Source organism: Pseudomonas lalucatii, from assembly GCF_018398425.1.
In the GTDB taxonomy this organism is placed as follows: domain Bacteria; phylum Pseudomonadota; class Gammaproteobacteria; order Pseudomonadales; family Pseudomonadaceae; genus Aquipseudomonas; species Aquipseudomonas lalucatii.
This window is the reverse complement of the sequence record NZ_JADPMV010000001.1, coordinates 2,793,962-2,818,836: the sequence shown is the minus strand read 5'-3', so window position 1 is coordinate 2,818,836 and position 24,875 is coordinate 2,793,962. Positions and strand designations below refer to the sequence as shown.

Here is a 24,875-nt window from a genome sequence, read left to right as displayed (position 1 = left end):
GAAAACCAGTTGGTCTTTTGGATAAGAATGACGCGGCTGCGCCTGCCTCTATACTGCCCTGCACGCAAAAGGAGTTGATCGCCCCCTCCATGAACACACGCTTCGGCGCCTCGCGCCTCACCCTGCTCTACATGCTGGCCGCCGGCCTGTGGGTCCTGCTCAGCGACGGGCTGCTCGCCTCGCTCGGACTGACGCTCGCGCAGTTCGAACGCCTGCAGTCGCTCAAGGGCCTGCTGTTCGTCCTGCTCAGCGGTGCCCTGCTGTATGGACTGCTACGCGCCCAGCAGCATCGGCTGACCCGCACCAGCCGGGACCTCGGCGCCAGCGAAGACAGCCTGCGCCAGGCCGCCGCGGTGTTCGAGGCCACCCAGGAAGGGGTGCTGGTCACCGACGCCGAGCAGCGCATCGTCCATGTCAATCCGGCCTTCAGCCGCATTACCGGCTACAGCGCCGAGGAGGTGCTCGGCCGGGAACCCAGCCTGCTCAAGTCCGGGCGCCACGACACCGCCTTCTATCGGGGCCTCTGGGAGGCCCTGCAGCGCCACGGCAGCTGGAGCGGCGAGGTGTGGAACCGGCGCAAGAGCGGCGAGATCTACCCGCAGTGGCACTGCATCCGCGCCATCCACGACGCGCAGGGGCGGATCGGCCACTACGTCGCCGTGTTCTCCGACATCAGCGCCCTCAAGCGCTCGGAGCGCGAACTCGACCAGCTGGCCCACTACGACCCGCTGAGCGCCCTGCCCAACCGCCGGCTGTTCAGCGAGCGCCTGGCCCACGCCTTCGACCGCGCCCGCCGCGGCCAGTCCCAGGGCGCGGTGCTGCTGATCGACCTCGACCACTTCAAGCACATCAACGAGAGCCTCGGCCACAACGTCGGCGACCTGCTGCTGCGGGCGGTCGGCGAGCGTTTCGCCGCCCAGCTGGGCGACGACATGACCCTGGCCCGCCTGGGCGGCGACGAGTTCGGCCTGCTCTGCGAGCGGTGCCCGGCGCCGGACCAGGCCACCGGCCTGGCCCAGCGCCTGCTGCACAGCCTCGCCAGCCCCTTCCTGCTCGCCGGCCACGAGCTGTACATCGGCGCCAGCATCGGCATCAGCCTGTTCCCCGAGGCCATCGACGACGTCGAGCAGGTGCTGCGCAACGCCGACTCGGCGCTGTTCAAGGCCAAGAGCAACGGCCGCGAGGGCTTCGCCTTCTACGACCAGGGCCTCACCGAATACGCACGGCAACGGGTCGAGCTGGTCGGCGCCCTGCGCCAGGCCCTGGACGGCGATCAGCTGCGCCTGCATTACCAGCCCCTGCACGAGCTGCACGACGGTCGCCTGCTCGGCGTCGAGGCCCTGGTGCGCTGGCAGCACCCGCAACGCGGCCTGGTGCCGCCGGCGGAATTCATTCCGATCGCCGAGGACAGCGGCCTGATCGGCGCCATCGATGCCTGGGTGCTGGAACGGGCCTGCCGCCAGATGGTCGCCTGGCAGGCAAGCGGCGTCGCGCTGCGCTTCGTCGCGGTGAACGTGTCCAGCCGCCTGTTCGGCCGCGGCGAGCTGGATCGGCAGGTGACCCGGGTCCTCGCCGAGACCGGCCTGGACCCGGCGTGCCTGGAGCTGGAGGTCACCGAGAGCGCGGTGATGGAAGACCCCGACGCCGCCCAGGAGCGCCTCGAACGCCTGCGCCGGCTCGGCGTGGGCCTGGCCATCGACGACTTCGGGACCGGCTATTCCTCCCTGGCGCGGCTCAAGCGCCTGCCCGTGCACAAGCTCAAGCTCGACCAGAGCTTCGTCCGCGGCCTGCCCCACGACGGCGACGATGCGGCGATCAGCCGCGCGGTGATCGCCCTGGGCCACAGCCTGGGCCTGCAGGTGGTGGCCGAGGGCATCGAGCAGCCGGAGCAGGCCGAGTTCCTCCGTCGGCTAGGCTGCGACTATGGCCAGGGCTACCACTTCGGCCGACCGGTCGCGGCCGAGCAGATCGGCAGCGCGCCGGCCGCGCGCGCAAGGCCCGGCGAGCCGCAGCCACAACCACAGGAAGTCCTCTGATGCGGCCACCGCGGACGAGATGTCCAGCCATTGAACGCAAGGACCAGCCATGCGCGTGATGATTCTCGAAGACGACCCCTGGATCGCCGACCTGCTCAAGCAGATCGTCCTCAGCCTGCGCCCGCACGCCCAGGTCAAGTGCCTGGGCAGCGTGGCCGAGGCCCTGCTCGACTGGCAGCAGCATGCCGCCGATCTGGTGATCAGCGACTGGAACCTGCCGGACGACCAGGGCAGCCACCTGCTCGAGCGGGTCCGCCGCGACAATGCCCAGGTGCCGCTGCTGATGGTCACCGGGCGGGCCGACCGCGACAGCGTGCTGGCAATGCGCCGCCTGGGCATCAGCGCCTTCATCAGCAAGCCCTTCCAGCTGCCCAGGGTGCTCGAGTGCCTGGAGAAACTGTTGCCGACGGCCGAGGCCGAGGCAGCCAGCGCAGCGGTCAGCGCCGCCAGCTTCCTCGAGCACCTGGCCGCGCTGCCGGCCGGCGCCCTCGACCTGCCCCTGCAGGCCGGCATGCTCGACGGCCTGCAGGCCGACGCCGCCGAACAGCCCAGTCTGCAGCAGCTCAACGAGCGCTGGCAGCACGACGCGGCCCTGACCGCGCGCCTGGTCGCCGCCGCCAACAGCCGCGAATACAACCACAGCGACCGCCCCTGCCTGAGCCTGGCCGAGGCGTTGCAGATCCTCGGCCCGATCACCAGCCGCAATATCGGCCTCGGCCTCGGCCTGCGTCCGGCCGCCGAACTGGAGGACGGCGAACTGAAACTGCAGGCCCTGGCCTACATCGAGCAGGTCGAGCGCCTCGGCGAGCGGGTGACCGAGCTCGCCGCACAGGCCAGGCTCGATCCGGCGCCGCTGCAGTGTGCCGCGGTGCTGCATCGCATCGGCGAACTGTGCGTGCTGCACCAGGCGCAGCTGTGGAAGACCGCCGGGCAGCCCCTGGAGCCCGAACAGCTGCAGCAGGCGCTGGCGCAATGGAGCAACGAACTGGCCTTTCGCCTGAAGGCCCACTGGCGCCTGCCGACGCCACTTCGCGAGCTGATCGGCGCCTGCTATGGTCTGGCCAGCAATAACGTCAAACGAGAGACCATCGTCATGCGCCTGGCCGTCTGCGAGCAGCACCCCGAACCCGACAGCGACGACCTGGCACGCCTGCGACGCCTGGCCGGGTTGAACTGAAGCATGCCGGCAGCCCGCGCCCCGGAACGTCGTCGATGAGCCCGGCCGCCAAGCGCGACAGCGTCCGCTGGATCGTGGTCGGCGGCAGCCTGCTCCTGGCGCTGCTCTTCAGCGTGCTCGGCGGGCAGGCGCTGCACGAGCGGGACACCCTGTGGCAACTGCAGATGACCCGCCAGGGCGAGCTGCAGCGCCTGGCCCAGCAGGGCAGCCAGGACAGCCTGCAGGAGCAGGCGCAGACGCTCGCCGATGCCATGGCCGCCGACGCCTGGGTGGTGGAGCTGGTGCGCCAGGCCCAGGTGCTGGCCGCCGAGGGCAAGGACGCCGACGACGCCAGCCGCGGCTATATCCGCAGCCAGCTGTACACCCGCCTGGTGCCGCGCTGGCGCCGCCTGCAGAGCGGCCACCCCTTTCTCCTCTATGTCCACCTGGCACCCGGCGCCGAGGTGCTGCTGCGGGTGCACGAGCCCAAGGTCTTCGGCGATCGCCAGGGCGCCGGCCGGCCGATGCTGCGCGACGCCCTGGACGACGGCCGCAGCCGCTCCGGCCTGAGCCTGCAGCCCGACCACCTGGGCATGCGCGCGGTCGCACCGCTGCAGGTGGAACGCGGCGACGGCATGGCCACGGTCGGGGCGATCGAGGTGGGCCTCGGCGTGCTCGACGACCTGCGTCGGCTCGATCAGGAGCTGGGGGCCGGCGTCGCCTTGCTGGTGCGCCACAACCTGCTCGCCTCGCCGGACGGCGGTGAGAGCCTGCGCGGCCTGCCGACGCGCGCCAGGCGCTGGCACCTGATGGACGCCTCGCGCCCGGAGGTGCGCCGCTGGCAGGAGCAGCAGCTGCTGCCGGACCCGGACAGCGGCACCACGCTCAAACTGATCGCCGACCGCGGCCAGACCTATCTGCTCAACCAGATCGTCCTGCCCGCTTATCCGCAGCTGCAGGATGCCGGGCCGGGCCGGGCCGAGGCCCTGGCCCTGGTCTGGCGCGATGTCAGCGAGCTGTACGTCCGCCACCAGGAGGAGAAGCAGTGGCTGGTCGGCAAGTGGCTGCTGGCCTGGCTGGGCGCCGAGGCCCTGCTCCTGCTGCTGCTGTTCGCCACCCGCAACGGCACCCGGGCGCTGATGCAGCGCCACCAGCAGGCGCTGCTGGGCAAGCACCAGCAGAGCGAGCAGGCGCGCCAGCTGCTGACCGTCATCACCCAGGCCCAGGCCGCCTATATCGACGCGCAGAACCAGTACCAGGTGTTCGACGGCCTGCTGCGCCGCATCCTCGAGCTCAGCGCCAGCCCCTTCGGCTTCATCGGCGAGGTGCTGAGCGACGCCGACGACGCGCCCTACCTGTGCACCTACGCGGTATGCGACCTGGCCCGTCCCACGGCAGACGCACAGGACGCCCCGCCCGACACGACGCTGCGCGACCCCGACAGCCTGTTCGGACGGGTGCTGCTCAGCGGCCAGCCACTGCTGCTCGACCCCGTGCCGCCCGGGCTGTCCAGCGGCCTGTCCACGCCGCACCAGCCGCTGCAGGCCGCCGCCGGCCTGCCGATCTTCAGCCGCGGGCAACTGATCGGCCTGCTCGGCCTGGCCAACCGGGCCGAGGGCTACCCCCACGAGCTGCTCGAGCAGCTGCATCCGCTGCTGGCCACCCTAGGGCAGCTGATCGAGGCGTTGCGCCGCGACCGCCAGCGCGAGCACCAGCAGTGGCGCCTGCAGCGCCAGCAGGACGCGCTGCGTGCGCTCAACGAGATCGCCGCACTGCCCCAGCACAAGAGCCAGGAGCAGCTGCGCCAGGCCCTGCAGCTGGGCGCGCGCTTCTACCAGCTGCCGCTGGCGATCATCAGCCAGATCGACGGCGAGGAGTACCGGGTACAGGTCCAGGTGTCGCCGCACGGCAGCCTGCAGGACGGCCAGAGCTTCGTCCTCGGCGACACCTACTGCAGCCTCACCCTGCAGAGCGACGAGGTACTGGCCATCGAACACATGGCCCAGTCGCCCCACGCCGGCCACCCCTGCTACCAGCAGTTCGCCCTGGAGACCTATATCGGCATCGCCATCTGGGTCGGCGGCCGGCGCTTCGGCACCCTCAACTTCTCCGCCGCGCACGTGCGCGAGCACCCCTTCGACGAGGCCGACCGCGAGTTCCTCCGCCTGTTCGCCCGCTGGGTCGGCGCCACCCTCGAACGCCAGCGCCAGGCCCAAGCCCGCCAGGCCCTGCTGGAGCGCCTGAACGAATCCCAGCAGATCGCCCGCCTGGGCCACTGGGAGGTCGACCTGGGCAGCGGCGAGGCGCACTGGTCGGAGGTCATCTTCGCCATCTTCGGCCAGGACCCGCAGCAGTTCCGCCCCAGCATGGCGGCCTTCAGCCAGTGCGTGCACCCCGAGGACCGCCACCTGATCGCAGCCAGCCAGCGCCAGGCCGAGGCCGGCGGCGGGCACGAGGTGATCTACCGCATCGTCCGCCCCGATGGCACCACCCGCTGGATCCATGAGCTGGGCCGCCTGCAGCGCGACGCACAGGGCCGGCCGCAGCGCCTGGTCGGCACCGTGCAGGACATCAGCGACAGCAAACAGCGCGACCTGGAAATCCACCAGGCGCGCGGTTTCCTCCAGGCGGTGCTCGATTCCGCCACCGGGGTGTCGGTCATCGCCACCGACCCCGCCGGCCTGATCACCCTGTTCAACTCCGGCGCCGAGCGCCTGCTCGGCTACCGGGCCGCGGAAACGGTCGGCCGCTGCAGCCCGGCGGTGTTCCACCTGACCGAAGAGGTGCGCCAGCGCGGCCGCGCCCTCGGCCAGGCCGCGGGGCGGCCGGTGGAGGGCTTCGAGGTGTTCGTGCACAACCCGCGCCGGGGCGAGCCCGAGACCCGGCAGTGGACCTATGTGCGCAAGGACGGTCAACGACGCACGGTCAACCTGACCGTCAGCGCCATCCGCGACGGTTCCGGCGGCATCACCGGCTTCCTCGGCATCGCCAGCGACATCAGCGAGCTGCAGCAGGCCACCCGCGCCCTGCAGAAGAGCGAGAGCCGCTTCCGCGGCATGGTCAGCAACCTGCCCGGCGTGGTCTACCGCTGCGACAACGACGCCGCGTGGACCATGCGCTATATCAGCGAGGAAATCGCCAACCTGTGCGGCTACCCGGCCAACGACCTCATCGACAACCGTCGGCGCAGCTACGCCAGCCTGATCCACCCCGACGACCTGCCGGACACCTACCGCATCATCGAGGCGCTCGCCCGCCAGGAAGCCTTCGAGCTGACCTACCGCCTGCGGCATGCCGAGGGCCACGACGTCTGGGTGCGCGGCAAAGGCCGCGGCGAATACGACAGCCAAGGCCAGCTGCTGTGGATCTCCGGCTTCATCTGGGACATCAGCGCGCGCAAGGCGGTCGAGGACCAGCTCAAGCTCAGCCAGCAGCGCTTCAGCACGGCCTTCAGCACCGCCCCCCAGGGCATGGCCCTGGTCTCCCCGCAGGGCCAGTGGCTGGAGGTCAACGACGAGCTCTGCCGGATGCTCGGCTACAGCCGCGAGGAGCTGCTGTGCAGCGACTTCCAGCACATCACCCACCCGGACGACCTGCAGGCCGACCTGGAGCAGCTCGAGGCCCTGCTGCAGGGGCGGATCAACGCCTACCAGATGGAGAAGCGCTACCTGAACAAGCGCGGCGAAACCGTCTGGGTGCTGCTCAGCGTCTCCCTGGTGCGCGACGGCCAGGGCCAGCCGGTGCATTTCGTCTCCCAGGTGCAGGATTTCACCGAGCGCATCGCCGCCGAGCGGGCGCTGCGCGAGCGCGAGGACTACCTGCGCACCCTGCTGGAGAACGTCCTCGACGCCATCGTCACCATCGACCAGTACGGCCGCATCGAGACCTTCAACCGCGCCGCCGAGCAGCTGTTCGGCTACCGCCTGGAACAGGTGCTGGGGCAGAACGTCAAGCTGCTGATGCCGGAGCCCGAGCGCTCGGCCCACGACGACTACCTGGCGCGCTACCGCGACAGCGGCGAGGCGCGCCTGATCGGCAGCGTGCGGGAGCTGAGCGGGCAGCGCAGCAGCGGCGAAGTCTTCGCCCTGGAGCTGGCCGTCTCGCAGATCAGCCACCAGGACGAACCGCGCTTCATCGCGGTGATCCGCGATATCAGCGAACGCAAGCGCATCGAACGGATGAAGGACGACTTCGTCTCCACCGTCAGCCACGAGCTGCGTACCCCGCTGACCGCCATCGCCGGCTCCCTCGGCCTGATCAACGGTGGCGTGCTCGGCGAGGTGCCCGCCACCATGCAGCAGATGCTGAAGATCGCCCAGGGCAACTGCCAGCGCCTCGGCGCCCTGATCAACGACCTGCTGGACATGGACAAGCTGGCCGCCGGGCAGATGCCCTTCGAGCTGCTCGAGCAACCACTGCGGCCGCTGCTCGAGCAGGCCCTGGAGCAGAACCTGCCCTATGCCCGGCAGTTCGAGGTCGGCCTCGAACTGTACGACAACACCGCAGCCGCCCGGGTCCGGGCCGACGCTCAGCGCCTGCTGCAGGTGCTGGCCAACCTGCTGTCCAATGCGGCGAAGTTCTCCCCCCCCGGCCAGGCCATCGAGCTGCGGGCGCAGTCCCACGCCGGCTGGCTGCGGGTCAGCGTGCACGACCGGGGCCCCGGCGTGCCGGAGCGCTTCAAGCACCGCCTGTTCGGCAAGTTCTCCCAGGTCGACTCCACCGACACCCGCAGCAAGGGCGGCACCGGCCTCGGCCTGGCCATCAGCAAGGCGATCATCGAGCGCATGGGCGGACGCATCGGCGTCGATTCGGTGGAAGGCCAGGGCGCCACCTTCTGGTTCGAGCTGCCCGAGCAGGCCCCGGCATGAGTCGCCCGAGCCGCCTGGGCACCAGGTCGCGCCGGCGGCGCACGCTGAACTGGACGATCAGCCTCGGCCTGCTGCTGCTGCTCGGCCTGGGCGTGGAACTGCTGCTGCAGCAGTATGCCCTGCGCCAGTTCGAGTCCGCCCAGCAGCGCCTCACCGCCCGCGCCGGCGAGGTGCGCGCGGTGCTGCTCAGCGAACTCAACGCCACCCTGCACCTGGCCACCGGCCTGGCCTCCTATATCGGCGCGCGCCAGGGCCAGGTGCATTCCCCCGAGCTGCAGCCCTGGCTGGATGGCCTGCTGCGCCAGGGCCGGCATATCCGCAACATCGGCCTGGCGCCGGGCAACCGCATCGCCTTCGTCTACCCGCTGGCCGGCAACGAGCGCGCGCTGGGCCTCTACTACCCCGACCAGCCCCAGCAGTGGCCGGCGGTGCAGCGCCTCATCGCCAGCCGCGCGCCGGGGCTGGACGGCCCGCTGCAACTGGTGCAGGGCGGCAGGGGGCTGATCTACCGGGTGCCGGTGTTTCTCGGCGACGACAGCTACTGGGGGCTGATCAGCACGGTGATCGACTACGACCGGCTGTATGCCCAGGTCGAGCGGGTGGCCGGCGAACTCGACCTGGCCATCCACCTCGAACGCCTCGAGGGCACCGCGGCCAGCCTGGTCAAGGGCCGCGCCGCGGACGGCACGCCGACGGTGGCGCTGCAGGTGCAGCTGGCCGGCGCCCAGTGGCAGCTCGAGGCCCGCGCCGCCCAGGCCCGGCCGGCCCCCCTGCTCTGGTTGCGACTGGCCGGCTGGGGCCTGGCCCTGGCGGTGAGTGCACTGATCGGCCTGAGCCTGCACGGCCAGCACCGCCAGGCCAGCCTGCTGCTGGCCCTCAACCAGAGTCAGCGGCAGTTTCGCCAGGCCTTCGACCAGGCCCCCCAGGGCCTGGCGCTGCTCGACGCCGAGGCGCGCCTGCTGTCCGTCAACCGCTCCCTGTGCCGCTTGCTGCAGCGCGAGCCACGGAGCCTGCTCGGCCACCGCCTCGCCCAGTTCGGCGACAACCGCCTGCATAGCCTGCAGGAGCAGTTGCTCGCCGCCCCCGCCCCCGGCCCGGTACGCGGCCTTCAGGCCTGCCTGCTCGACGCCCAGGGCGAAGCCATCGATGTCGAGCTGAGCGCCGCCGCCCTCGAGGGCGACACGCCCGAGCACGCCAGGTGGATCCTCCACCTGCAGGACATCCGCGAAAGCAAGCGCCTGCAACGCCTGCAGAACGAGTTCGTGTCCACCGTCAGCCACGAACTGCGCACCCCGCTCACCGCCATCAGCGGCCCGCTGGAGCTGCTCAACGGCGGCGCCCTCGGCGAGGTCCCCGGGCACCTGCGGCAGATGCTGCAGATCGCCGGCGACAACAGCCGGCGCCTCGCCCTGTTGATCAACGACCTGCTGGACATCGGCAAGCTGGAGGCCGGGCGCATGCTCTTCGATTGCCAGCCACGCCCCCTGCAGCCGCTGATCGACCAGGCGCTGCAGGCCAACCAGGCCTACGCCGCCGACTACGGGGTGCGCCTGCGCCAGCTCGGCCACTGCGCGGACTGGGTGCACATCGACGCGCACCGCCTGCAGCAGGTGCTGAGCAACCTGTTGGCCAACGCCGCCAGGTTCTCCCCGCCCCGCGGGGACGTGGAGCTCTTCACCGAGCGCCGCGGGCAATGCCTGCGCCTGCACGTACGCGACCACGGCCCCGGCATCCCGGCGGCCTTCCACCCGCGCATCTTCCAGAAGTTCGCCCAGGCCGACGCCTCCGACAGCCGCCGGCAGAACGGCACCGGCCTGGGCCTGGCGATCAGCAAGGAGCTGGTGGAACACATGGCCGGGCGCATCGGCTTCGACTCCGTGGAGGGCCAGGGTGCTATCTTCTGGATCGAGCTGCCACGCGTCGACGCCAGCGGGGAACAGTCAGCATGAGCCCGCCCCGGCGACAGACTTCAACGCCGCCGCAAGGTCGCGCGGCCGTCCTGGCCTCGCCAGGCGCCACCCCCGATGAAGGATCAGGCATGAGTGCGACTCCCCGCCAGCACGGCGGCGCCAACCGGCAGACCCTCTTCAGCCGCCGCAACGGCCTGGCCTGGGCGGTCCTGGCCATCGCCCTGCTGGCCAACCTGACGAGCTGGCTGTACCTGCAGCAGCGCGAGCATCTCGCCGCCCAGCGCCAGTTCGACCTGCTGGCGAACGAGGTCAGCCAGGCGATCGACAAGCGCATGAACGATCACGAGCAGATCCTCCTGGGCGCCGCCGGCCTGTTCGACGCCAGCCAGCAGGTCGAGCGCCGCGAGTGGCGCACCTATTACCGGCGCCTCGACCTGGCCGCCCACTACCCCGGCATCCAGGGCGTCGGCTACGCCCAGCTGCTGCAGCCCGAAGAGGTGGCGGCCTACGAGGCCGGCGTGCGCGCCGAGGGCTTCCCCAATTTCCGCCTGCACCCGCCGGGACCGCGCCCGCAGTACAGCTCGATACACTTTCTCGAGCCGCTGACGGGCCGCAACCTGGCCGCCTTCGGCTACGACATGCTGTCCGAACCGACCCGGCGCGCCGCCATGCTGCTCGCCGCGGGCAGCGGCGAGACGCGTGTCACCGCCCGGGTCACCCTGCTGCAGGAGACCCACGGCAAGGTCCAGGCCGGGCTGCTGATGTACGTCCCGGTGTATCACCCGGATCGTCCCCTGGACAGCCCCGAACAGCGCCTGGCGGCGCTGCGCGGCATCGTCTACAGCCCCTACCGGATGGACGACCTGATGGCCGGCATCCTCGGCGAGCAGGCCCCGCAGCTGGACTTCGCCATCTACGACGGCGCCCGGCCCCAGGCCGAGGCCCTGCTGTTCAGCACCCGGGAGGGCGAGGCTCGACGCGCCCCGGAGTTCACCAAACAGCTGCAGCTGGCGCTCTACGGCCAGCGCTGGACCCTGACCTTCGCCAGCCTGCCGGCCTTCGAGGCCAGCTATCAGAACGCCGGGCCGCTGGTGCTGCTGGGCCTCGGCGTCAGCCTGCTGCTGTTCGTGCTCGCCTCGCTGCTGACCCTGCGCCGGGAGCAGGCCGAGGCCCTGGCGCGCAAGATGACCGAGCAGATCCGGCGGAACAGCGAGGCCCTGCGCCAGAGCGAGGAGCGCCAGCGCCTGGTGCTCAAGGGCAGCAACGACGGCTGGTGGGACATCGACCTGCAGGCCGGCAGCCTGTTCGCCTCGCCGCGCGCCTGGGAGATGCTCGGCTATCCCCCCGACGAACGCCCGCAGCCGATCATGCGCTGGCTCAAGCTGGTGCTGCCCGCCGACCTCAACGCCCTGCAGGACAGCCTGAGCCAGGCGGTGGAGGCCGGTGACGAGTCGTTCAGCCGTGAAACCAGCATGCAGCACCGCGACGGACAAGAGGTGCCGGTACTGCTGCGCGGCTATATCCAGAGCGATGCCCAGGGCCGCCTGCAGCGCCTGAGCGGCACCATGCTCGACCTCAGCGAGCGCAAGCGCATCGAGCGCCTGAAGAGCGAATTCGTCTCCACCGTCAGCCACGAGCTGCGCACCCCGCTGACCTCCATCGCCGGCTCCCTGGGCCTGGTCAATGGCGGCGCCATCGGCAAGGTGCCGCCGCTGATGGCGCAGATGCTGCAGATCGCCCAGCAGAACTGCCAGCGCCTCAGCCACCTGATCAACGACCTGCTGGACATGGAGAAGCTGGCCGCCGGCAAGATGACCTTCGACCTGCTGACCCAGCCGCTCAAGCCGCTGATCGAGGAAGCCCTGGCCGCCAACCAGGCCTATGCCCAGCAGCACGGCGTGTCCTTCAGCCTCGACCAGCCGGGCGACATGTGGGTGCGGGTCGATGCCGCGCGCCTGCAGCAGGTGCTCGCCAACTACCTCTCCAACGCCGTCAAGTTCTCCCCCCGCGGCGCACGGGTGCAGCTGCACAGCGAGCTGCGCGGCAGTCGGGTGCGGGTCAGCGTCAGCGACCGCGGGCCCGGCATTCCCGAGGCGTTCCGTGCGCGCATCTTCCAGAAGTTCGCCCAGGCCGACGGCTCGGACCGTCGCGAGCAGGCCGGCACCGGCCTGGGCCTGGCGATCAGCAAGGAGCTGATCGAGCGCATGGACGGCAGCGTCGGTTTCCATTCGGTTCCCGGCGAGGGCGCGACCTTCTGGTTCGAGCTGCCGCTGATCGAGATGCAGGCGGCGCTGCCGCCGCACGAGGCGCATTCGAGCGGCCCGCGGCTGCTGGTCGTGGAGGACGAACCGAGCATCGTGCACCTGCTGCAGACCATGCTCGGCCATGCCGGCTACCGGGTCGACTGCGTGTTCAGCGAGGCCCAGGCCCAGTTGCGCCTGGGCCAGCAGCGCTACGCCGCCATGACCCTCGACCTGCGCCTCAGCGACGGCCATGGCCTGGCGCTGATCCGCGAGATACGCGCCAACCCGGAGACCCGCGCGATGCCGATCCTGGTGATCTCGGCCTACTGCGACGAGGGCCGCAAGCTGCTGGACGACGACGGTACCGTCACCTGGCTGGAGAAGCCGTTCGACACCGAGCAGTTGCTGGACACCCTAGACCGATGCCTGAGCGGTTTCCCCCACGATCGCCGAAGGGCGCCCGACGACCATGACACAGCACGCTAGATACCGGCCGGCACCTCCGGTTGGCCAGCACAGGAGCCGGCAATGAACAGAGTCCCCAGCGGTGCCCCCCTGCCCCCGGACGAGGCCGCGCGCCTCGCCGAGCTGCGCCGCTATGCCCTGCTCGACAGCCCCGCCGAGCAGGCCTACGACGACCTCACCCAGCTCGCCGCCCAGCTGTGCGACACCCCCATCGCCCTGATCTCCCTGGTCGACGAGCGACGCCAGTGGTTCAAGAGCCGGGTCGGCCTGGACGCCTGCGAAACGCCCCGCGAGTTCGCCTTCTGCGCCCATGCCATCCTCGCCGACCAACTTTTCGAGGTCGGCAACGCCCTGGAGGACCCACGCTTTCACGACAATCCGCTGGTGACCGGGGCGCCGCACATCCGCTTCTACGCCGGCATGCCGCTGACCGGCAGCGGCGGCCACCCGCTCGGCACCCTGTGCGTGATCGACAGCCGCCCGCGCCAGTTGAGCGCGCAGCAGCGCGACGGCCTTCAGCGCCTGGCCCGGCAGGTGGTGCAGCTGTGCGAGTTGCGCCTGAGCCAGCGGCGCCAGGCCGAACAGGCGGCCCTGCAGCGCGCCATCCTCGACAGTGCCGGCAGCGCCATCGTCACCACCGATGCGGCCGGCCACATCAGTGGCATCAACCCGGCCGCCGAGCAGCTGCTCGGCTTCAGCCGCCAGCAGCTGCTCGGCCAACCCCTGGCAACCAGCCTGCTCGGCGCCCGGCGGCGGGACGCCGCGAACGAGGAGGAAAGCCGGCAGACGAGCCCCGACTGCGACCTCGCCGCCCTCCTGGGGCGCGCGGCGAAGGCTCGGGTCGAGCCGTTCGAATGGACCTATATCCGCCAGGACGGCAGCCGGCTGCCGTTGCTGCTGACCCTCTCGACGATCCAGGGCGAGGGCGGTCAACCGCTCGGCTTCGTCATCATCGCCCAGGACCTCGGCCCGCTCGAGGCGGCCCAGCAGCGCCTGCGCCATATCGCCGCGCAGATTCCCGGCATGGTGTTCCAGGCGCAGTTGCGCGAGCAGGGCACGGTACGCTTCCCCTATGCCAGCGAAGGCATCGAAGACATCTACGGCCTGGCCCCCGAGGACGTGCACGAGCGCAGCACGGCGATCTTCGCCGCCATCCACCCGGACGACCGCGCGACGGCCGTCGCCTCCATCCTGCGCTCGGCCCGCGAACTCGGCCCCTGGCGGCAGGAATACCGCGTGCAGCACCCGCGCAAGGGGCTGATCTGGGTCGAGGGTCAGGCCACCCCTCGGCGCCAACCCGATGGCTCGGTGATCTGGCATGGCGTGCTCACCGACATCAGCGCCCGCAAGCGCCAGCAGGCGCTGCTCGAGCAGCAGGAAGAAATGAACCAGCGCCTGCTCGAGGCCCTCGCCGAGGGCGTGGTGGCCTGCGACGCCCAGGGCAACCTGACCCTGTTCAACGAAACCGCGCGGCGCTGGCACGGCACCGATGTCGGCCAGCTGCCGCCCGAACAGTGGGGTGAATACTACGACCTGTTCGAGGCCGACGGCCTGACCCCGCTGGCCGAGGCGCAGATTCCCCTGCTGCGCGCCTTGCGCGGCGAGCGGGTGCGCCAGAGCGAGATCAGCATCCTCGCCAAGGGCCAGGCCCCGCGCCTGGTCAGCACCAACGCCGACCCCCTGTACGCCCCGGACGGCCGCCAGCTGGGGGCCGTGGCGGTGATGCACGACATCACCGAACATCGGCGCATCGAGCGCCTGCAGCGCGAGTTCGTCTCCACCGTCAGCCACGAGCTGCGCACCCCGCTGACCTCGATCGCCGGCTCCCTCGGCCTGATCCAGGGCGGGGCCCTCGGCCAGCTGCCGGCGGAGATGCAGCAGATGCTGGAGATCGCCCATCACAACAGCCTGCGCCTGAGCCACCTGATCAACGACCTGCTGGACATGGACAAGCTGGTCGCCGGCAAGATGACCTTCGATGTCAGCGACCTGGAGCTGAGCGCCCTGCTCGACGACAGCCGGGCCAGCAACCAGGCCTACGCCGACCAGCATGGCGTGCAGCTGGTGCAGGGCGCGGTAGCCCCCGTGCGGGTTCGCGCCGACGCCATGCGCGTGCAGCAGGTGCTGGCCAATTTCCTCTCCAACGCCATCAAGTTCTCCCCCCGCGGCAGCCAGGTGCAACTCGATGCCACGACCATAGGCCACCGGGTGCGGGTCAGCGTCCGCGACCAGGGGCCGGGCATCGCCGAGCAGTTCCGCGCGCGGATCTTCCAGAAGTTCTCCCAGGCCGACGCCACCGACAGCCGGCAGAAGGGTGGCACCGGCCTGGGCCTGGCCATCAGCAAGGAGCTGATCGAACGCATGAGCGGGCGCATCGGCTTCGACTCGATAGAGGGCCAGGGCGCGACCTTCTGGTTCGAACTGCCGGCGCTGGAGGGGCAGCCGCGCGCCGCCGCGGCCGAGAACGACCCGCGACCCTGCCTGCTGGTGGTCGAGGACGAAGCGGATATCGCCCAGCTGCTGCGCCAGTTGCTGAGCCAGGCCGGCTACCGGGTGGTGCTGGCCGCCAGCCTGGAGCAGGCCAGGGCCCGGCTGGCCGAACAGACCTTCGCCGCCTTGACCCTGGACCTGGGCCTGCCGGACGGCAGCGGCCTGCAACTGATCCGCGAACTGCGCGACGCGCCGGCCACCGAGGACCTGCCAGTGCTGGTGATCTCCGCGGCCAGCGAGGAGGGCCGCCTGCAGCTCAAGGGCGGCGTCCAGGCCATCGACTGGCTGGGCAAGCCGTTCGATCCGCAGCGCCTGCTCGAGCGCGTGCGCCAGGCTCTGCGCGGCCTGCCGGAGAAGCCCCGGGTGCTGCACGTCGAGGACGATGCCGACCTGCGCCTGGTGATCGCCGAACAGGGCCGCGCGCTGGCGGACTTCGTCCCCGCCGGCAGCCTCAGGGAGGCGCGCCAGCGCCTGCTGCAGGAGCACTTCGACCTAGTCCTGCTGGACCTCGGTCTGCCCGACGGCAGCGGCCTGACCCTGCTCGAGGCGCTGCACCGAGACCACCCCGAGCTGCCGGTGGTGGTACTCTCGGCCCAGGAACTGCCGGCCGAGCAGTTCGGCCAGGTGCACGCCGCCCTAGCCAAGTCGCGCGGCAATGCGCAACACTTCCTGCAACTGCTCGGCCGCCTGCTGCCCGCCAAGGAGAATCGGCATGCCTGAACTGACCCGTATCCTGCACGTTGAAGACGACGCCTCGATCCAAGCCGTAGCCAGGGTCGCCCTGGAGGCCGTCGGCGGCTTCAAGGTGCTCAGCTGCTCGTCCGGCCAGGAGGCCCTGGACCAGATCCAGGGCTTCGCCCCCGACTTCATCCTGCTGGACGTGATGATGCCCGGCATGGACGGCCCGCAGACGCTGGAGAAGCTGCGCACCCTGGTGGACATCGACCTGATCCCGGTGGCCTTCATGACCGCCAAGGTGCAACCGGCGGAGATCCAGCACTACCGCAGCCTGGGCGCCCGCGACGTGATCATCAAGCCCTTCGACCCCATGCAGCTGGCGGCCCAGGTGCGGCAGATCTGGAGCCAGGTCCATGGCTGAGCGCGGCGAAGCGAGCGGCGAACTGCAGCGCCACCTGCAACAGCTCGGCGAGCAGTTCGCCGCCCGCCTGAACCAGGAGCTGCCGCAGCTGGCCGACAAGGCCCAGCTGCTGCTGCGCGCCTGCACCCCGGACGAGCAACAGCAGCACCTGAACGGCCTGCGCGACCAGCTGCACAGACTGGCCGGCACCGCCGGCACCTTCGGCTTCATCAGCCTGGGCGAGCGTGCCCGCGAGCTGGAGCTGCAGGCCGAGCAGTGCCTGGCCAGCCTGCAGCTGAAACAGCAGGGCCTGCAGAGCTTCATCGACAACCTGCAGCAGCTGGCCGGCCAGCAGTACCGGGTCGAGCCGGCGAGCGACGATCCGCCGGTGCTGCCGCGCAGCGGCCGCGGTGACCGCGACGAGCAGTGCATCTACATCCTCGAGGACGAGGCCAGCGTCGGCGAGAACATGCGCCTGACCCTGAGCAACTTCGGTTACCACGCCGAGCACTTCACCGGCGTCGAGGCGCTGGACGCGGCCATCGGCCGGCGCCTGCCGGACGCCCTGATCGTCGACGTCAACCTGCAGGATTCTGAGCAGACCGGGCTGACCTACGCCGCCGGCCTGCAGCGACGACTCGATAGGCCCCTGCCGCTGCTGGTGATCAGCACCCAGGACGACTTCGCCACCCACCTGGAGGCGGTGCGCATCGGCGCCACCGGCTTCTTCACCAAGCCGGTGGACATCCCCCAGCTGGAGAACCGTCTGGAACGCTGCTTCGCCCAGCAGCAGGGCGAGCCCTACCGGGTGCTGATCATCGACGACGACCGCGAGCTGGCCAGCCGCTACAGCCTGGTGCTGCGCGACGCCAACATGCTGGTGGAGACGACCCAGGACCCGGCGGACATCTTCCAGCGCATGCGCGAGTTCAACCCCGAGGTGGTGCTGCTCGACGTCAATATGCCCGGCTGCACCGGCCCCGAGCTGGCGCAGATCATCCGCTTCAACGACGACTGGCTGCGGGTGCCGATCATCTACCTGTCGGCGGAAACCGACATCGCCCGGCAGATGAACGCGCTGATGATGGCCGGCGACGACTTCGTCACCAAGCCGCTGTCCGACAACGCCCTGATCACCACGGTGTTCGCCCGCGCCCAGCGCGCCCGCCTGCTGAGCAACGCCCTGTCCCGCGACAGCCTGACCGGGCTGCTCAAGCACGCCGACATCAAGGAGCAGGTGGCCATCGAACTGGAGCGCGCCCGCCGCAGCGGCAACCGCGCCAGCGTGGTGATGCTCGACATCGACCACTTCAAGAAGGTCAACGACAACTACGGCCACACCGCCGGCGACAACGTCATCCGCGCCCTGGCCAACCTGCTGCGCCAGCGCCTGCGGCGGATCGACAGCCTCGGCCGCTACGGTGGCGAGGAATTCCTCGCCGTGCTGCCGGACTGCCTGCCGGAACAGGCGCAGCGGATCCTCGACGAGATCCGCGAGCGCTTCGCCGAGCTGCGCTTCATCGCCGAGGGCGCGGAGTTCACCGTCACCCTCAGTGCCGGCATCGCCTGTACCGATATCGACTGCAGTCCCGGCGAGCTGCTGGAGCGCGCCGACCGCGCGCTGTACGCGGCGAAGAACGGCGGGCGCAACCAGGTGCGCCAGGCCGGCTGAAGGCGGCATGGCGCACCTGGCGGCGCGCACGGGCCACAGGCGGCTTGACCGCGTGAATTATTTAGCTCATATTTTCATGAAATAAATATTTGAATATTTCATGAGAGCGCCATGTTCAAGCAGTCTGCCCAGCATGTAGCCAGCTACTACGCCGGCACCTTTCCCGGCCCCCTCCCCCTGCGCCCGACCCTGAGCGGCAGCGAAGACTGCGAGGTGCTGATCGTCGGCGCCGGCTTCAGCGGCCTGCACAGCGCCCTGCGCCTGACCCTGGCCGGCAAGCGCGTGTGCCTGCTGGAAGCCAGCCGGGTGGCCTGGGCGGCCTCCGGGCGCAACGGCGGCCAGGCGCTGCTCGGCTGGTCCTGCGACATGCCGCCGCTGGAACGGGCCCTGGGCCCGGAACGCAGCCGCCGCCTGTGGGACAGCATGCGCTGGGCCGCCGCCGAGTTGCGCGAGCTGCCGCAGCGCCACGGCTTCGACGTCGACTACCGCCAGGGCAGCCTGTGGGCCGCGGTGCAGCAGCGCCGCGTCGGCCAGCTGCAGGAGGCCGAGCAGGACGCCCGGGAGAAGTACGGCTACGACCAACTGCGCCTGATAGGCCGCGAGGAGCTGGCCGAGTGGATCGCCAGCCCGCGCTACCTGGCCGCGCTCTACGACCCCGAGGCGGCCCACCTCAATCCGCTGAAGCTGGCCCAGGGCCTGGCCGCCGCCATCGAACGGGCCGGCGGGCGCATCTACGAGCAGAGCCGGGTGCTCGACTACCGCGAGACCGCCGGCGGCTACGTCGCCCGCACCGAGCGCGGCGAGGTGCGCGGCGACGTCCTGGTGCTGGCCTGCAACGCCTATATCGACCGCCTCGACCGCGACCTGGCCGCCCGCCTGCTGCCGGTCGGTTCCTACCAGGTGGCCACGGCGCCGCTGGACCCGGCACTGGCCCGCTCGCTGCTGCCGCGCAACAGCTGCGTGATCGACAACCAGTTCGTCCCCGACTACTTCCGCCTGACCCCGGACCACCGCCTGCTGTTCGGCGGCGGCTGCACCTACCTGGGCGGCATCCCCAGGGACGTCGCCGCGGCCACCCGGCCCTACCTGGAGCGGGCCTTCCCGCAACTGCGCGGGGTCGACCTGGAGTTCGCCTGGGGCGGGCACATCGACTGCAGCATGAAGCGCACCCCGGACATCGGCCGCCAGGGCCAGCGCTACTGGCTGCAGGGCTTCTCCGGCCACGGCGTGCTGCCGACCCTGGCCGGCGCCCGCGCGGTGAGCGACGCCATACTCGGCGACGAGGCGCTGCTGGCGCTGTACCAGGCCATCGGCAACCCGCGCTTCCCCGGCGGCGCGCTGCTGGCGGCGCCGCTGGAGGCCGCCGGCAAGGCCTGGTACCGGCTGCGCGATCTCGTCTGACCCACCCGACGCACTGAATCGAGGACAGCGGCATGGACATGCAGGAAGAAATCGAAGGTCTGGCGATCCTGATTCGCGACCTGCGCAAGCACAAGAACCTCACCCTCGGCGAGCTGGCCGAGCGCATCGGTCGCTCGGTGGGCTTCCTCTCCCAGGTCGAGCGCGGCCTGTCGCGACCGACCGTGGCCGACCTGACCGCCATCAGCGAAGCCCTCGGCGTGCCGACCACCTACTTCTACAGCCTGAGCAAGCCGCGCGCATTGCCCTGGGTGACCCGCCCCGGCGAGCGCCGCACCCTGTACTACGGCGGCGGCATCACCGACGTGCTGGTCTCGCCGAACATGTCGTCCGGCTTCTCCATGCTCGACAGCCACCTGGAGCCCGGCGCCACGAGCGGCGAGGGCCACCTCAACGACAGCGACGAGCAGGGCGGCTTCGTCCTCGCGGGCGAGCTGACCATCTGGCTAGAGGGCAGCGCCGAACCGGTGACCCTCGGCCCCAACGACGGTTTCCAGCTGCCGCCGCACACCCAGTTCCGCTACGCCAACCTCACCGACCAACCGACCCGGGTGCTCTGGGTGTTCCGCTAACCCAGGCCCGCAGGACCGCACGCCATGACCACGACCCCCAGCTTCCCCGACCTGCTCAGCGAAGTGCGCGCCTTTCGCGCCCGGCACCCCGCGGTGCGCTACGTCGACCTGATCAGCCTGGACATTCCCGGGCACTTCTACGGCAAGCGCTACCCCATCGACATGCTCGAGAAGGTCGCCGCCGGCAGCCCCCTGAAGCTGCCGCAGAACTGCGTGCTGCTGGGCGTCCAGGGCGGCCTGTACCCGATCGGCGACTACTGCTTCGCCGACGGCGACCCGGATGCGCCGCGCCGCCTGGTGCCCGGCACCCTCAAGCCGGTGCGCTGGGAGCGCCAGCCGCTGGGGCAGATGCTGATCAGCTCGGACGGCACCGCCGCGCCCATCGAGTTCGAGCCGCGCGAGGTGCTGGCCCGGGTGCTGGCGCGCCTGGCCGCGCGCGGCATCCGTCCGGTGGTGGCCTTCGAGCTGGAGTTCTACCTGTTCGACCGCAAGCTGCAGGACGGCCTGCCGCAATTCCCCCGCGACCCGCTGAGCGACGATGCCGACGACCAGCCGAACATGCACATCGAGCGCCTGTCGCGCTTCTCCGCCGTGCTCGACGAGATGGTCGCGGCGGCGAACGAGCAGGGTGTGGACGCCAACGTGATCACCGCCGAGCTCGGCCCCGGCCAGTTCGAGATCAACTTCGGCCACTGCGACGACGGCCTGCGCGCCGCCGACTGGGCCGCGCTGTTCTGCCGCAGCAGCCGCGGCGTGGCGCTCAAGCACGGCTACCGCGCCAGCTTCATGAGCAAGCCCTACCTGGACGCGCCGGGCAGCGGCATGCACGTGCACGTCAGCCTGTACGATGCGGCCGGCCACAACCTGCTGGCCGCCGACGCGCAACGCCCGCTGCGCCACGCCGTGGCCGGCTGCCTGGAGCTGCTGCCGCACTGCATGCCGATCTTCGCCGCCAACCACAATGCCTTCCGCCGCTACGGCGCCATGGTCAATGCCGCCAGCCGCGCCAGCTGGGGCTACGAGGACCGCGACGCGTGCATCCGCATCCCCGAGTCGGACGGCGGCAACCTGCGCATCGAACACCGCCTGGCCGGCGCCGACGCCAACCCCTATCTGGTCCTGGCGGCCATCCTGGCCGGCATGGAGCACGGCCTGGACGCCGCCCGCGAGCCGATCGCCCCGCTCAATCAGGACCGCGCCAGCGGCATCGACTTCCCCCAGGACATGCTCGCCGCGGTGGCCGCCATGCGCGAGCACCCGGTGGTCAACCAGGGCCTGGGCAGCGAGTTCGTCATGGTCTACTGCGAGAACAAGCGCCAGGACCACCTGGCCTTCCTGCACGAGGTCAGCGCCCGCGAGTACCGCTGGTTTCTCTAGCCCGCGGTACGCCGCGTCAGGCGGGCACCGCCGCGATCACCGAGATCTCCACCAGCAGCTCCGGGCTGGCCATCTTCGCCTCGACGCAGGCCCGCGCCGGGGCGAAGCCCGCCGGCACCCAGCTGTCCCACACGCTGTTCATCTCGGCGAACAGGCTCATGTCCTTGAGGTAGAGGGTGGCCGAGAGGATCTGCTCGCGGTTGCTGCCCACCGACGCCAGCAGGCTGTCGACCTTGGCCAGCATGGTCCGGGTCTGCTCCTGGATGCCGGCGCTGCGGTCCTCGGCCACCTGGCCGCACAGGTAGGCGGTCTGGTTGTGCACCACCACGCGGCTCATGCGCACACTGGTTTCGTATCGGCTGATGCTCATGGTCTTTCCTCTGCAATTTCAGGGTGGCCCGCCACCTTAGGTGCTTTGCCTCCCGGCCGCCAGCGCCCAGGGCGAGGCCCCGCTCATCCCCAGCCCTGCAGCAGCAGGCCGGCCAGGGCGCAGGCGAACAGCACCTGGATCACCCCGCGGCGGTAGCGCAGCAACGCCACCGTCGCGGCCAGGGCGATCAGCGCCGAGGGCCAGTCGAAGCGGCCGGCGAAGCCCTCGGGCCAGAGCACGTGGTAGGCGAAGAACAGCGCCAGGTTGAGGATCACCCCGACCACCGCGGCGGTGATGCCGGTCAGCGGCGCGGTGAAGCGCAGCTCGCCATGGGTCGACTCCACCAGCGGGCCGCCGGCGAGGATGAACAGGAACGACGGCAGGAAGGTGAACCAGGTGACCAGGCAGGCGGCCACGGCGCCGCTGACGAAGGGCGAGTCGCCGGCCAGCATCGGCTGCAGGTAGGCGCCGACGAAGGCGACGAAGGCCACCACCATGATCAGCGGCCCCGGGGTGCTCTCGCCCAGGGCCAGGCCGTCGATCATCTGCGCCGGGCTCAGCCAGCCGTAGTGGCCGATGGCGCCCTGGTAGACATAGGGCAGCACCGCGTAGGCGCCGCCGAAGGTCAGCAGCGCCGCCTTGGTGAAGAACCAGGCCATCTGCGTCAGGGTCCCGTCCCAGCCGTACAGGGCGCACAGCACCCCCATCGGCAGCAGCCAGAGCCCGGCGCCGGCGGCGAGGATCAGGGCCAGGCGCGAGACGCGAAAACGCGCATGCGGCGGGGTCGGCGTGTCGTCGTCGATCAGCGCCGGCCCGTAGAACTGCTTGGCCGCGCCATGCCCGCCGCCGACGCTGAAGGCCTCCGGCAGCAGGCGCCCGCCCAGGTAGCCGAGCAGCGCGGCGCCGAGGACGATCAGCGGGAAGGGCACATTCAGGGCGAAGATGGCGACGAAGGCCGCCGCGGCGATGGCCCACAGCCAGTTGTTCTTCAGCGCCCGCGAGCCGATGCGCAGGGCCGCCTGCACCACGATGGCGGTGACCGCCGGCTTGATGCCATAGAAGATCCCGGCCACCAGCGGGACATCGCCGAAGGCGACATAGACCCAGGACAGGCCGATCAGCAGCAGCAGCGAGGGCAGCACGAACAGCGCCCCGGCGATCAGCCCGCCCCAGGTGCGGTGCAGCAGCCAGCCGATGTAGGTGGCCAGCTGCTGGGCCTCCGGCCCCGGCAGCAACATGCAGTAGTTCAGCGCATGCAGGAAGCGCCGCTCGGAGATCCAGCGGCGCCTCTCCACCAACTCCTGGTGCATGATGGAAATCTGTCCGGCCGGCCCGCCGAAGCTGATCAGCCCCAGCTTGAGCCAGAAGGCCAGGGCCTGCAGCAGGCTGACGGAGGGCGGCGGGGCGTGTTCGGTGGGCTCGGCCATGGGCGGGCATCCAGTCGGTTTGCGGAGTCGGCGCACTATAACCCGCGCCGCCCGAAGCCGTGTTACCGGCCCCGGGATGGGGTTAAATAGGGGCTTCCCCTGGTCCACCGGCTACCCCGTCCCATGCCCTACGATGCCGAGCAACTGCAGCAGATCAGCGCCCTGACCCTGGCCCACTACCAGGCCCACGCCGAGGACTTTCGCGACGGCACCCGCGACCACGACGTCAGCCAGAATATCGCCGCCCTGTTGAGGCATATCCAGGGCGCAGCGCCCTTCCGCATCCTCGACTTCGGCTGTGGGCCGGGCCGCGACCTGCGCACCTTCGAGGCCCTCGGCCACACCGCCGTCGGCCTGGACGGCTGCCCGCGCTTCGTCGAGATGGCCCGGGCGGAGAGCGGCTGCGAGGTCTGGCGGCAGGACTTCCTGGCCCTCGAGCTGCCCGCTGCGCGGTTCGACGGCATCTTCGCCAACGCCGTGCTGTTCCACGTCCCCAGCCAGGCGCTGCCGCGGGTGCTGCGCCAGCTGCACGCCACCCTCAAGCCCGGCGGCGTGCTGCTGAGCTCCAACCCCCGCGGCGACAATCGGGAGGGCTTCAACGGCGATCGCTATGGCGCCTACTACGACCTCGAGCACTGGCGCGCCCTGCTGGCGGCCGCCGGCTTCGACGAGCTCGAGCACTACTACCGCCCGGCCGGCCTGCCGCGGGCCCAGCAGCCCTGGTTGGCCAGCGTCTGGCGCCGGCCCTAGCTAGCGCCAGCCGCGCTCCCGGTAATAGCGCAGGGCGCCCTCGTGCAGCGGGGCGCTGAGGCCGACCTCGATCATGTCCGCGGCCCTGAGGCCGGCGAAGCTGGGGTGCTGGCCCTGGAAGCGCTCGAAATTCTCGAACACCGCCTTGACCAGCAGGTAGACCAGCTGGGGATCGGTGCTGGCCGTGGTGGAGAGCACCGCCCGGCTGCCGATCGAGGGGACCGCGGCCGCGTTGCCGCGGTACAGCCCGCCGGGTATCTCGGCCTTGCTGTAGTAGGGCCGCTCGGCCAGCAGGCGCTCGACCTCGGCACCGCTCACCGGCACCAGCACGGCGTCGGTAATGGTCGTGGCCTCCTGGATCGCCCCGTTGGGGTGGCCGACGAAGTAGGTCATGGCGTCGATGTTGTTGTCGCCGAGGGCCGAGGCCTGCTCGGCCGGCTTGAGCTCGGCGGACAGGGCGAACACCGACCTGTCCCAGCCCTTCACGCGCATGAGCTCGTCCAGGGTGTTGCGCTGCCCGGACCCCGGGTTGCCGACGTTCACCCGCTTGCCCCTGAGGTCGTCGAGGCTGGCGATCCCGGCATCGCGGCGGACGAGGAGGGTGAACACCTCGTCGTGCAGGGAGAACAGCGCCCGGATGTCGGCCATCGGCCCCTCGGCCTCGAACGGCGCCTGGCCCTTGAGCGCCTTGTACTGATGGTCCGCCTGCATGATGCCGAAATCGAATGCGCCGCTGCGCAGGCCCCTGACGTTGGCCACGCCGCCGCCGCTGGCCGGGGCCTTGCAGCCGACGCCCTGCTCGCCCGCATCCTGGTTGAGGAAACGGCAGATCGACTGGCCGACCACGTAGTAGATGCCGGTCTCGCCACCGGTGCCGATGAGCACGCGGCGCTCCTCGGCCCGCGCCGTACCGCCGAGGACGACGCCGGCGAGGGCAACCGACAGGACCCAGGCGAGGGATTGGCCTTTCATGGGAACTCTCCTTCTCAGATTTCGTTCGAGCGCTCCCCCGTCTGGGCTACGCCGGATGCGCACAGACTAA

General features: G+C 70.6%; 15 protein-coding genes. 12 read left to right on the top strand and 3 right to left on the bottom strand.

The genetic code is table 11. The features are described from left to right. Window positions 1–89: 89 nt before the first annotated feature. From dibA to I0D00_RS12860, 11 genes are all read left to right on the top strand, one after another. Window positions 90–2,036, top strand: a complete 1,947-nt coding sequence (gene dibA, locus I0D00_RS12910) for a phosphodiesterase DibA (RefSeq protein ID WP_213640125.1) — start codon at window positions 90–92, stop codon at window positions 2,034–2,036. 49 nt (window positions 2,037–2,085) lie between these two features. After that, window positions 2,086–3,213, top strand: coding sequence for an HDOD domain-containing protein (locus I0D00_RS12905; protein ID WP_213640124.1), 1,128 nt, complete (start codon window positions 2,086–2,088; stop codon window positions 3,211–3,213). Window positions 3,214–3,248: 35 nt separating this feature from the next. Continuing rightward, window positions 3,249–8,060 (top strand): PAS domain S-box protein, encoded by a 4,812-nt coding sequence (locus tag I0D00_RS12900; protein ID WP_213640123.1) that lies wholly within the window; start codon window positions 3,249–3,251, stop codon window positions 8,058–8,060. Further along, window positions 8,057–10,009: an ATP-binding protein gene (locus I0D00_RS12895; RefSeq protein ID WP_213640122.1), complete on the top strand. Its 1,953-nt coding sequence runs from the start codon at window positions 8,057–8,059 to the stop codon at window positions 10,007–10,009. The genes I0D00_RS12900 and I0D00_RS12895 overlap by 4 nt, the downstream gene beginning before the upstream one ends. 89 nt (window positions 10,010–10,098) lie before the next feature. Continuing rightward, complete coding sequence (locus tag I0D00_RS12890; protein ID WP_213640121.1) at window positions 10,099–12,699, top strand: hybrid sensor histidine kinase/response regulator; 2,601 nt, start codon at window positions 10,099–10,101, stop codon at window positions 12,697–12,699. A 42-nt stretch (window positions 12,700–12,741) separates the two neighbouring features. Then, a complete protein-coding gene (locus I0D00_RS12885) occupies window positions 12,742–15,888 on the top strand; it encodes a response regulator (RefSeq protein ID WP_213640120.1) in 3,147 nt (1,048 codons plus the stop codon). Beyond that, complete coding sequence (locus I0D00_RS12880; protein WP_213640119.1) at window positions 15,881–16,267, top strand: response regulator; 387 nt, start codon at window positions 15,881–15,883, stop codon at window positions 16,265–16,267. Before I0D00_RS12885 ends, I0D00_RS12880 begins: the two co-directional genes overlap by 8 nt. Beyond that, a complete protein-coding gene (locus I0D00_RS12875) occupies window positions 16,260–17,918 on the top strand; it encodes a diguanylate cyclase (RefSeq protein ID WP_213640118.1) in 1,659 nt (552 codons plus the stop codon). The genes I0D00_RS12880 and I0D00_RS12875 overlap by 8 nt, the downstream gene beginning before the upstream one ends. A gap of 111 nt (window positions 17,919–18,029) precedes the next feature. Continuing rightward, entirely contained in the window at window positions 18,030–19,319 is a 1,290-nt protein-coding gene (locus I0D00_RS12870) for an NAD(P)/FAD-dependent oxidoreductase (protein ID WP_213640117.1), read from the top strand. Window positions 19,320–19,351: 32 nt separating this feature from the next. Further along, window positions 19,352–19,909 carry a helix-turn-helix domain-containing protein gene (locus tag I0D00_RS12865; RefSeq protein ID WP_213640116.1) on the top strand — a complete coding sequence of 186 codons (558 nt, stop codon included), beginning with the start codon at window positions 19,352–19,354 and terminating at the stop codon, window positions 19,907–19,909. A gap of 24 nt (window positions 19,910–19,933) precedes the next feature. Beyond that, window positions 19,934–21,286, top strand: a complete 1,353-nt coding sequence (locus I0D00_RS12860) for a glutamine synthetase family protein (protein WP_213640115.1) — start codon at window positions 19,934–19,936, stop codon at window positions 21,284–21,286. 16 nt (window positions 21,287–21,302) lie between these two features. On the opposite strand, the gene I0D00_RS12855 is transcribed toward I0D00_RS12860, so the two are convergent. Both I0D00_RS12855 and chrA read right to left on the bottom strand, forming a co-directional pair. Continuing rightward, on the bottom strand, window positions 21,303–21,656 hold the full coding sequence (locus tag I0D00_RS12855) for a RidA family protein (protein WP_213640114.1): 354 nt from the start codon (window positions 21,654–21,656) through the stop codon (window positions 21,303–21,305). A gap of 83 nt (window positions 21,657–21,739) precedes the next feature. Then, a complete protein-coding gene (gene chrA / locus I0D00_RS12850; protein ID WP_213640113.1) occupies window positions 21,740–23,083 on the bottom strand; it encodes a chromate efflux transporter in 1,344 nt (447 codons plus the stop codon). Between the two features lie 123 nt (window positions 23,084–23,206). Here chrA and I0D00_RS12845 point away from each other — a divergent pair, with 123 nt between their 5' ends. Next, the gene (locus I0D00_RS12845) at window positions 23,207–23,833 is read left to right on the top strand and encodes a class I SAM-dependent DNA methyltransferase (protein ID WP_213640112.1); all 627 of its coding nucleotides are present in this window, start codon (window positions 23,207–23,209) and stop codon (window positions 23,831–23,833) included. On the opposite strand, the gene I0D00_RS12840 is transcribed toward I0D00_RS12845, so the two are convergent. Then, complete coding sequence (locus tag I0D00_RS12840) at window positions 23,834–24,805, bottom strand: TAXI family TRAP transporter solute-binding subunit (RefSeq protein ID WP_213640111.1); 972 nt, start codon at window positions 24,803–24,805, stop codon at window positions 23,834–23,836. It abuts the gene before it with no gap. Window positions 24,806–24,875: the final 70 nt, after the last annotated feature.

What these genes read in the sequence shown, in the direction of transcription:
- dibA (WP_213640125.1), top strand. Translation starts at nt 90, where the DNA reads ATGAACACACGCTTCGGCGCCTCGCGCCTCACCCTGCTCTACATGCTG.
- I0D00_RS12905 (WP_213640124.1), top strand. Translation starts at nt 2,086, where the DNA reads ATGCGCGTGATGATTCTCGAAGACGACCCCTGGATCGCCGACCTGCTC.
- I0D00_RS12900 (WP_213640123.1), top strand. Translation starts at nt 3,249, where the DNA reads ATGAGCCCGGCCGCCAAGCGCGACAGCGTCCGCTGGATCGTGGTCGGC.
- I0D00_RS12895 (WP_213640122.1), top strand. Translation starts at nt 8,057, where the DNA reads ATGAGTCGCCCGAGCCGCCTGGGCACCAGGTCGCGCCGGCGGCGCACG.
- I0D00_RS12890 (WP_213640121.1), top strand. Translation starts at nt 10,099, where the DNA reads ATGAGTGCGACTCCCCGCCAGCACGGCGGCGCCAACCGGCAGACCCTC.
- I0D00_RS12885 (WP_213640120.1), top strand. Translation starts at nt 12,742, where the DNA reads ATGAACAGAGTCCCCAGCGGTGCCCCCCTGCCCCCGGACGAGGCCGCG.
- I0D00_RS12880 (WP_213640119.1), top strand. Translation starts at nt 15,881, where the DNA reads ATGCCTGAACTGACCCGTATCCTGCACGTTGAAGACGACGCCTCGATC.
- I0D00_RS12875 (WP_213640118.1), top strand. Translation starts at nt 16,260, where the DNA reads ATGGCTGAGCGCGGCGAAGCGAGCGGCGAACTGCAGCGCCACCTGCAA.
- I0D00_RS12870 (WP_213640117.1), top strand. Translation starts at nt 18,030, where the DNA reads ATGTTCAAGCAGTCTGCCCAGCATGTAGCCAGCTACTACGCCGGCACC.
- I0D00_RS12865 (WP_213640116.1), top strand. Translation starts at nt 19,352, where the DNA reads ATGGACATGCAGGAAGAAATCGAAGGTCTGGCGATCCTGATTCGCGAC.
- I0D00_RS12860 (WP_213640115.1), top strand. Translation starts at nt 19,934, where the DNA reads ATGACCACGACCCCCAGCTTCCCCGACCTGCTCAGCGAAGTGCGCGCC.
- I0D00_RS12855 (WP_213640114.1), bottom strand. Translation starts at nt 21,656, where the DNA reads ATGAGCATCAGCCGATACGAAACCAGTGTGCGCATGAGCCGCGTGGTG.
- chrA (WP_213640113.1), bottom strand. Translation starts at nt 23,083, where the DNA reads ATGGCCGAGCCCACCGAACACGCCCCGCCGCCCTCCGTCAGCCTGCTG.
- I0D00_RS12845 (WP_213640112.1), top strand. Translation starts at nt 23,207, where the DNA reads ATGCCCTACGATGCCGAGCAACTGCAGCAGATCAGCGCCCTGACCCTG.
- I0D00_RS12840 (WP_213640111.1), bottom strand. Translation starts at nt 24,805, where the DNA reads ATGAAAGGCCAATCCCTCGCCTGGGTCCTGTCGGTTGCCCTCGCCGGC.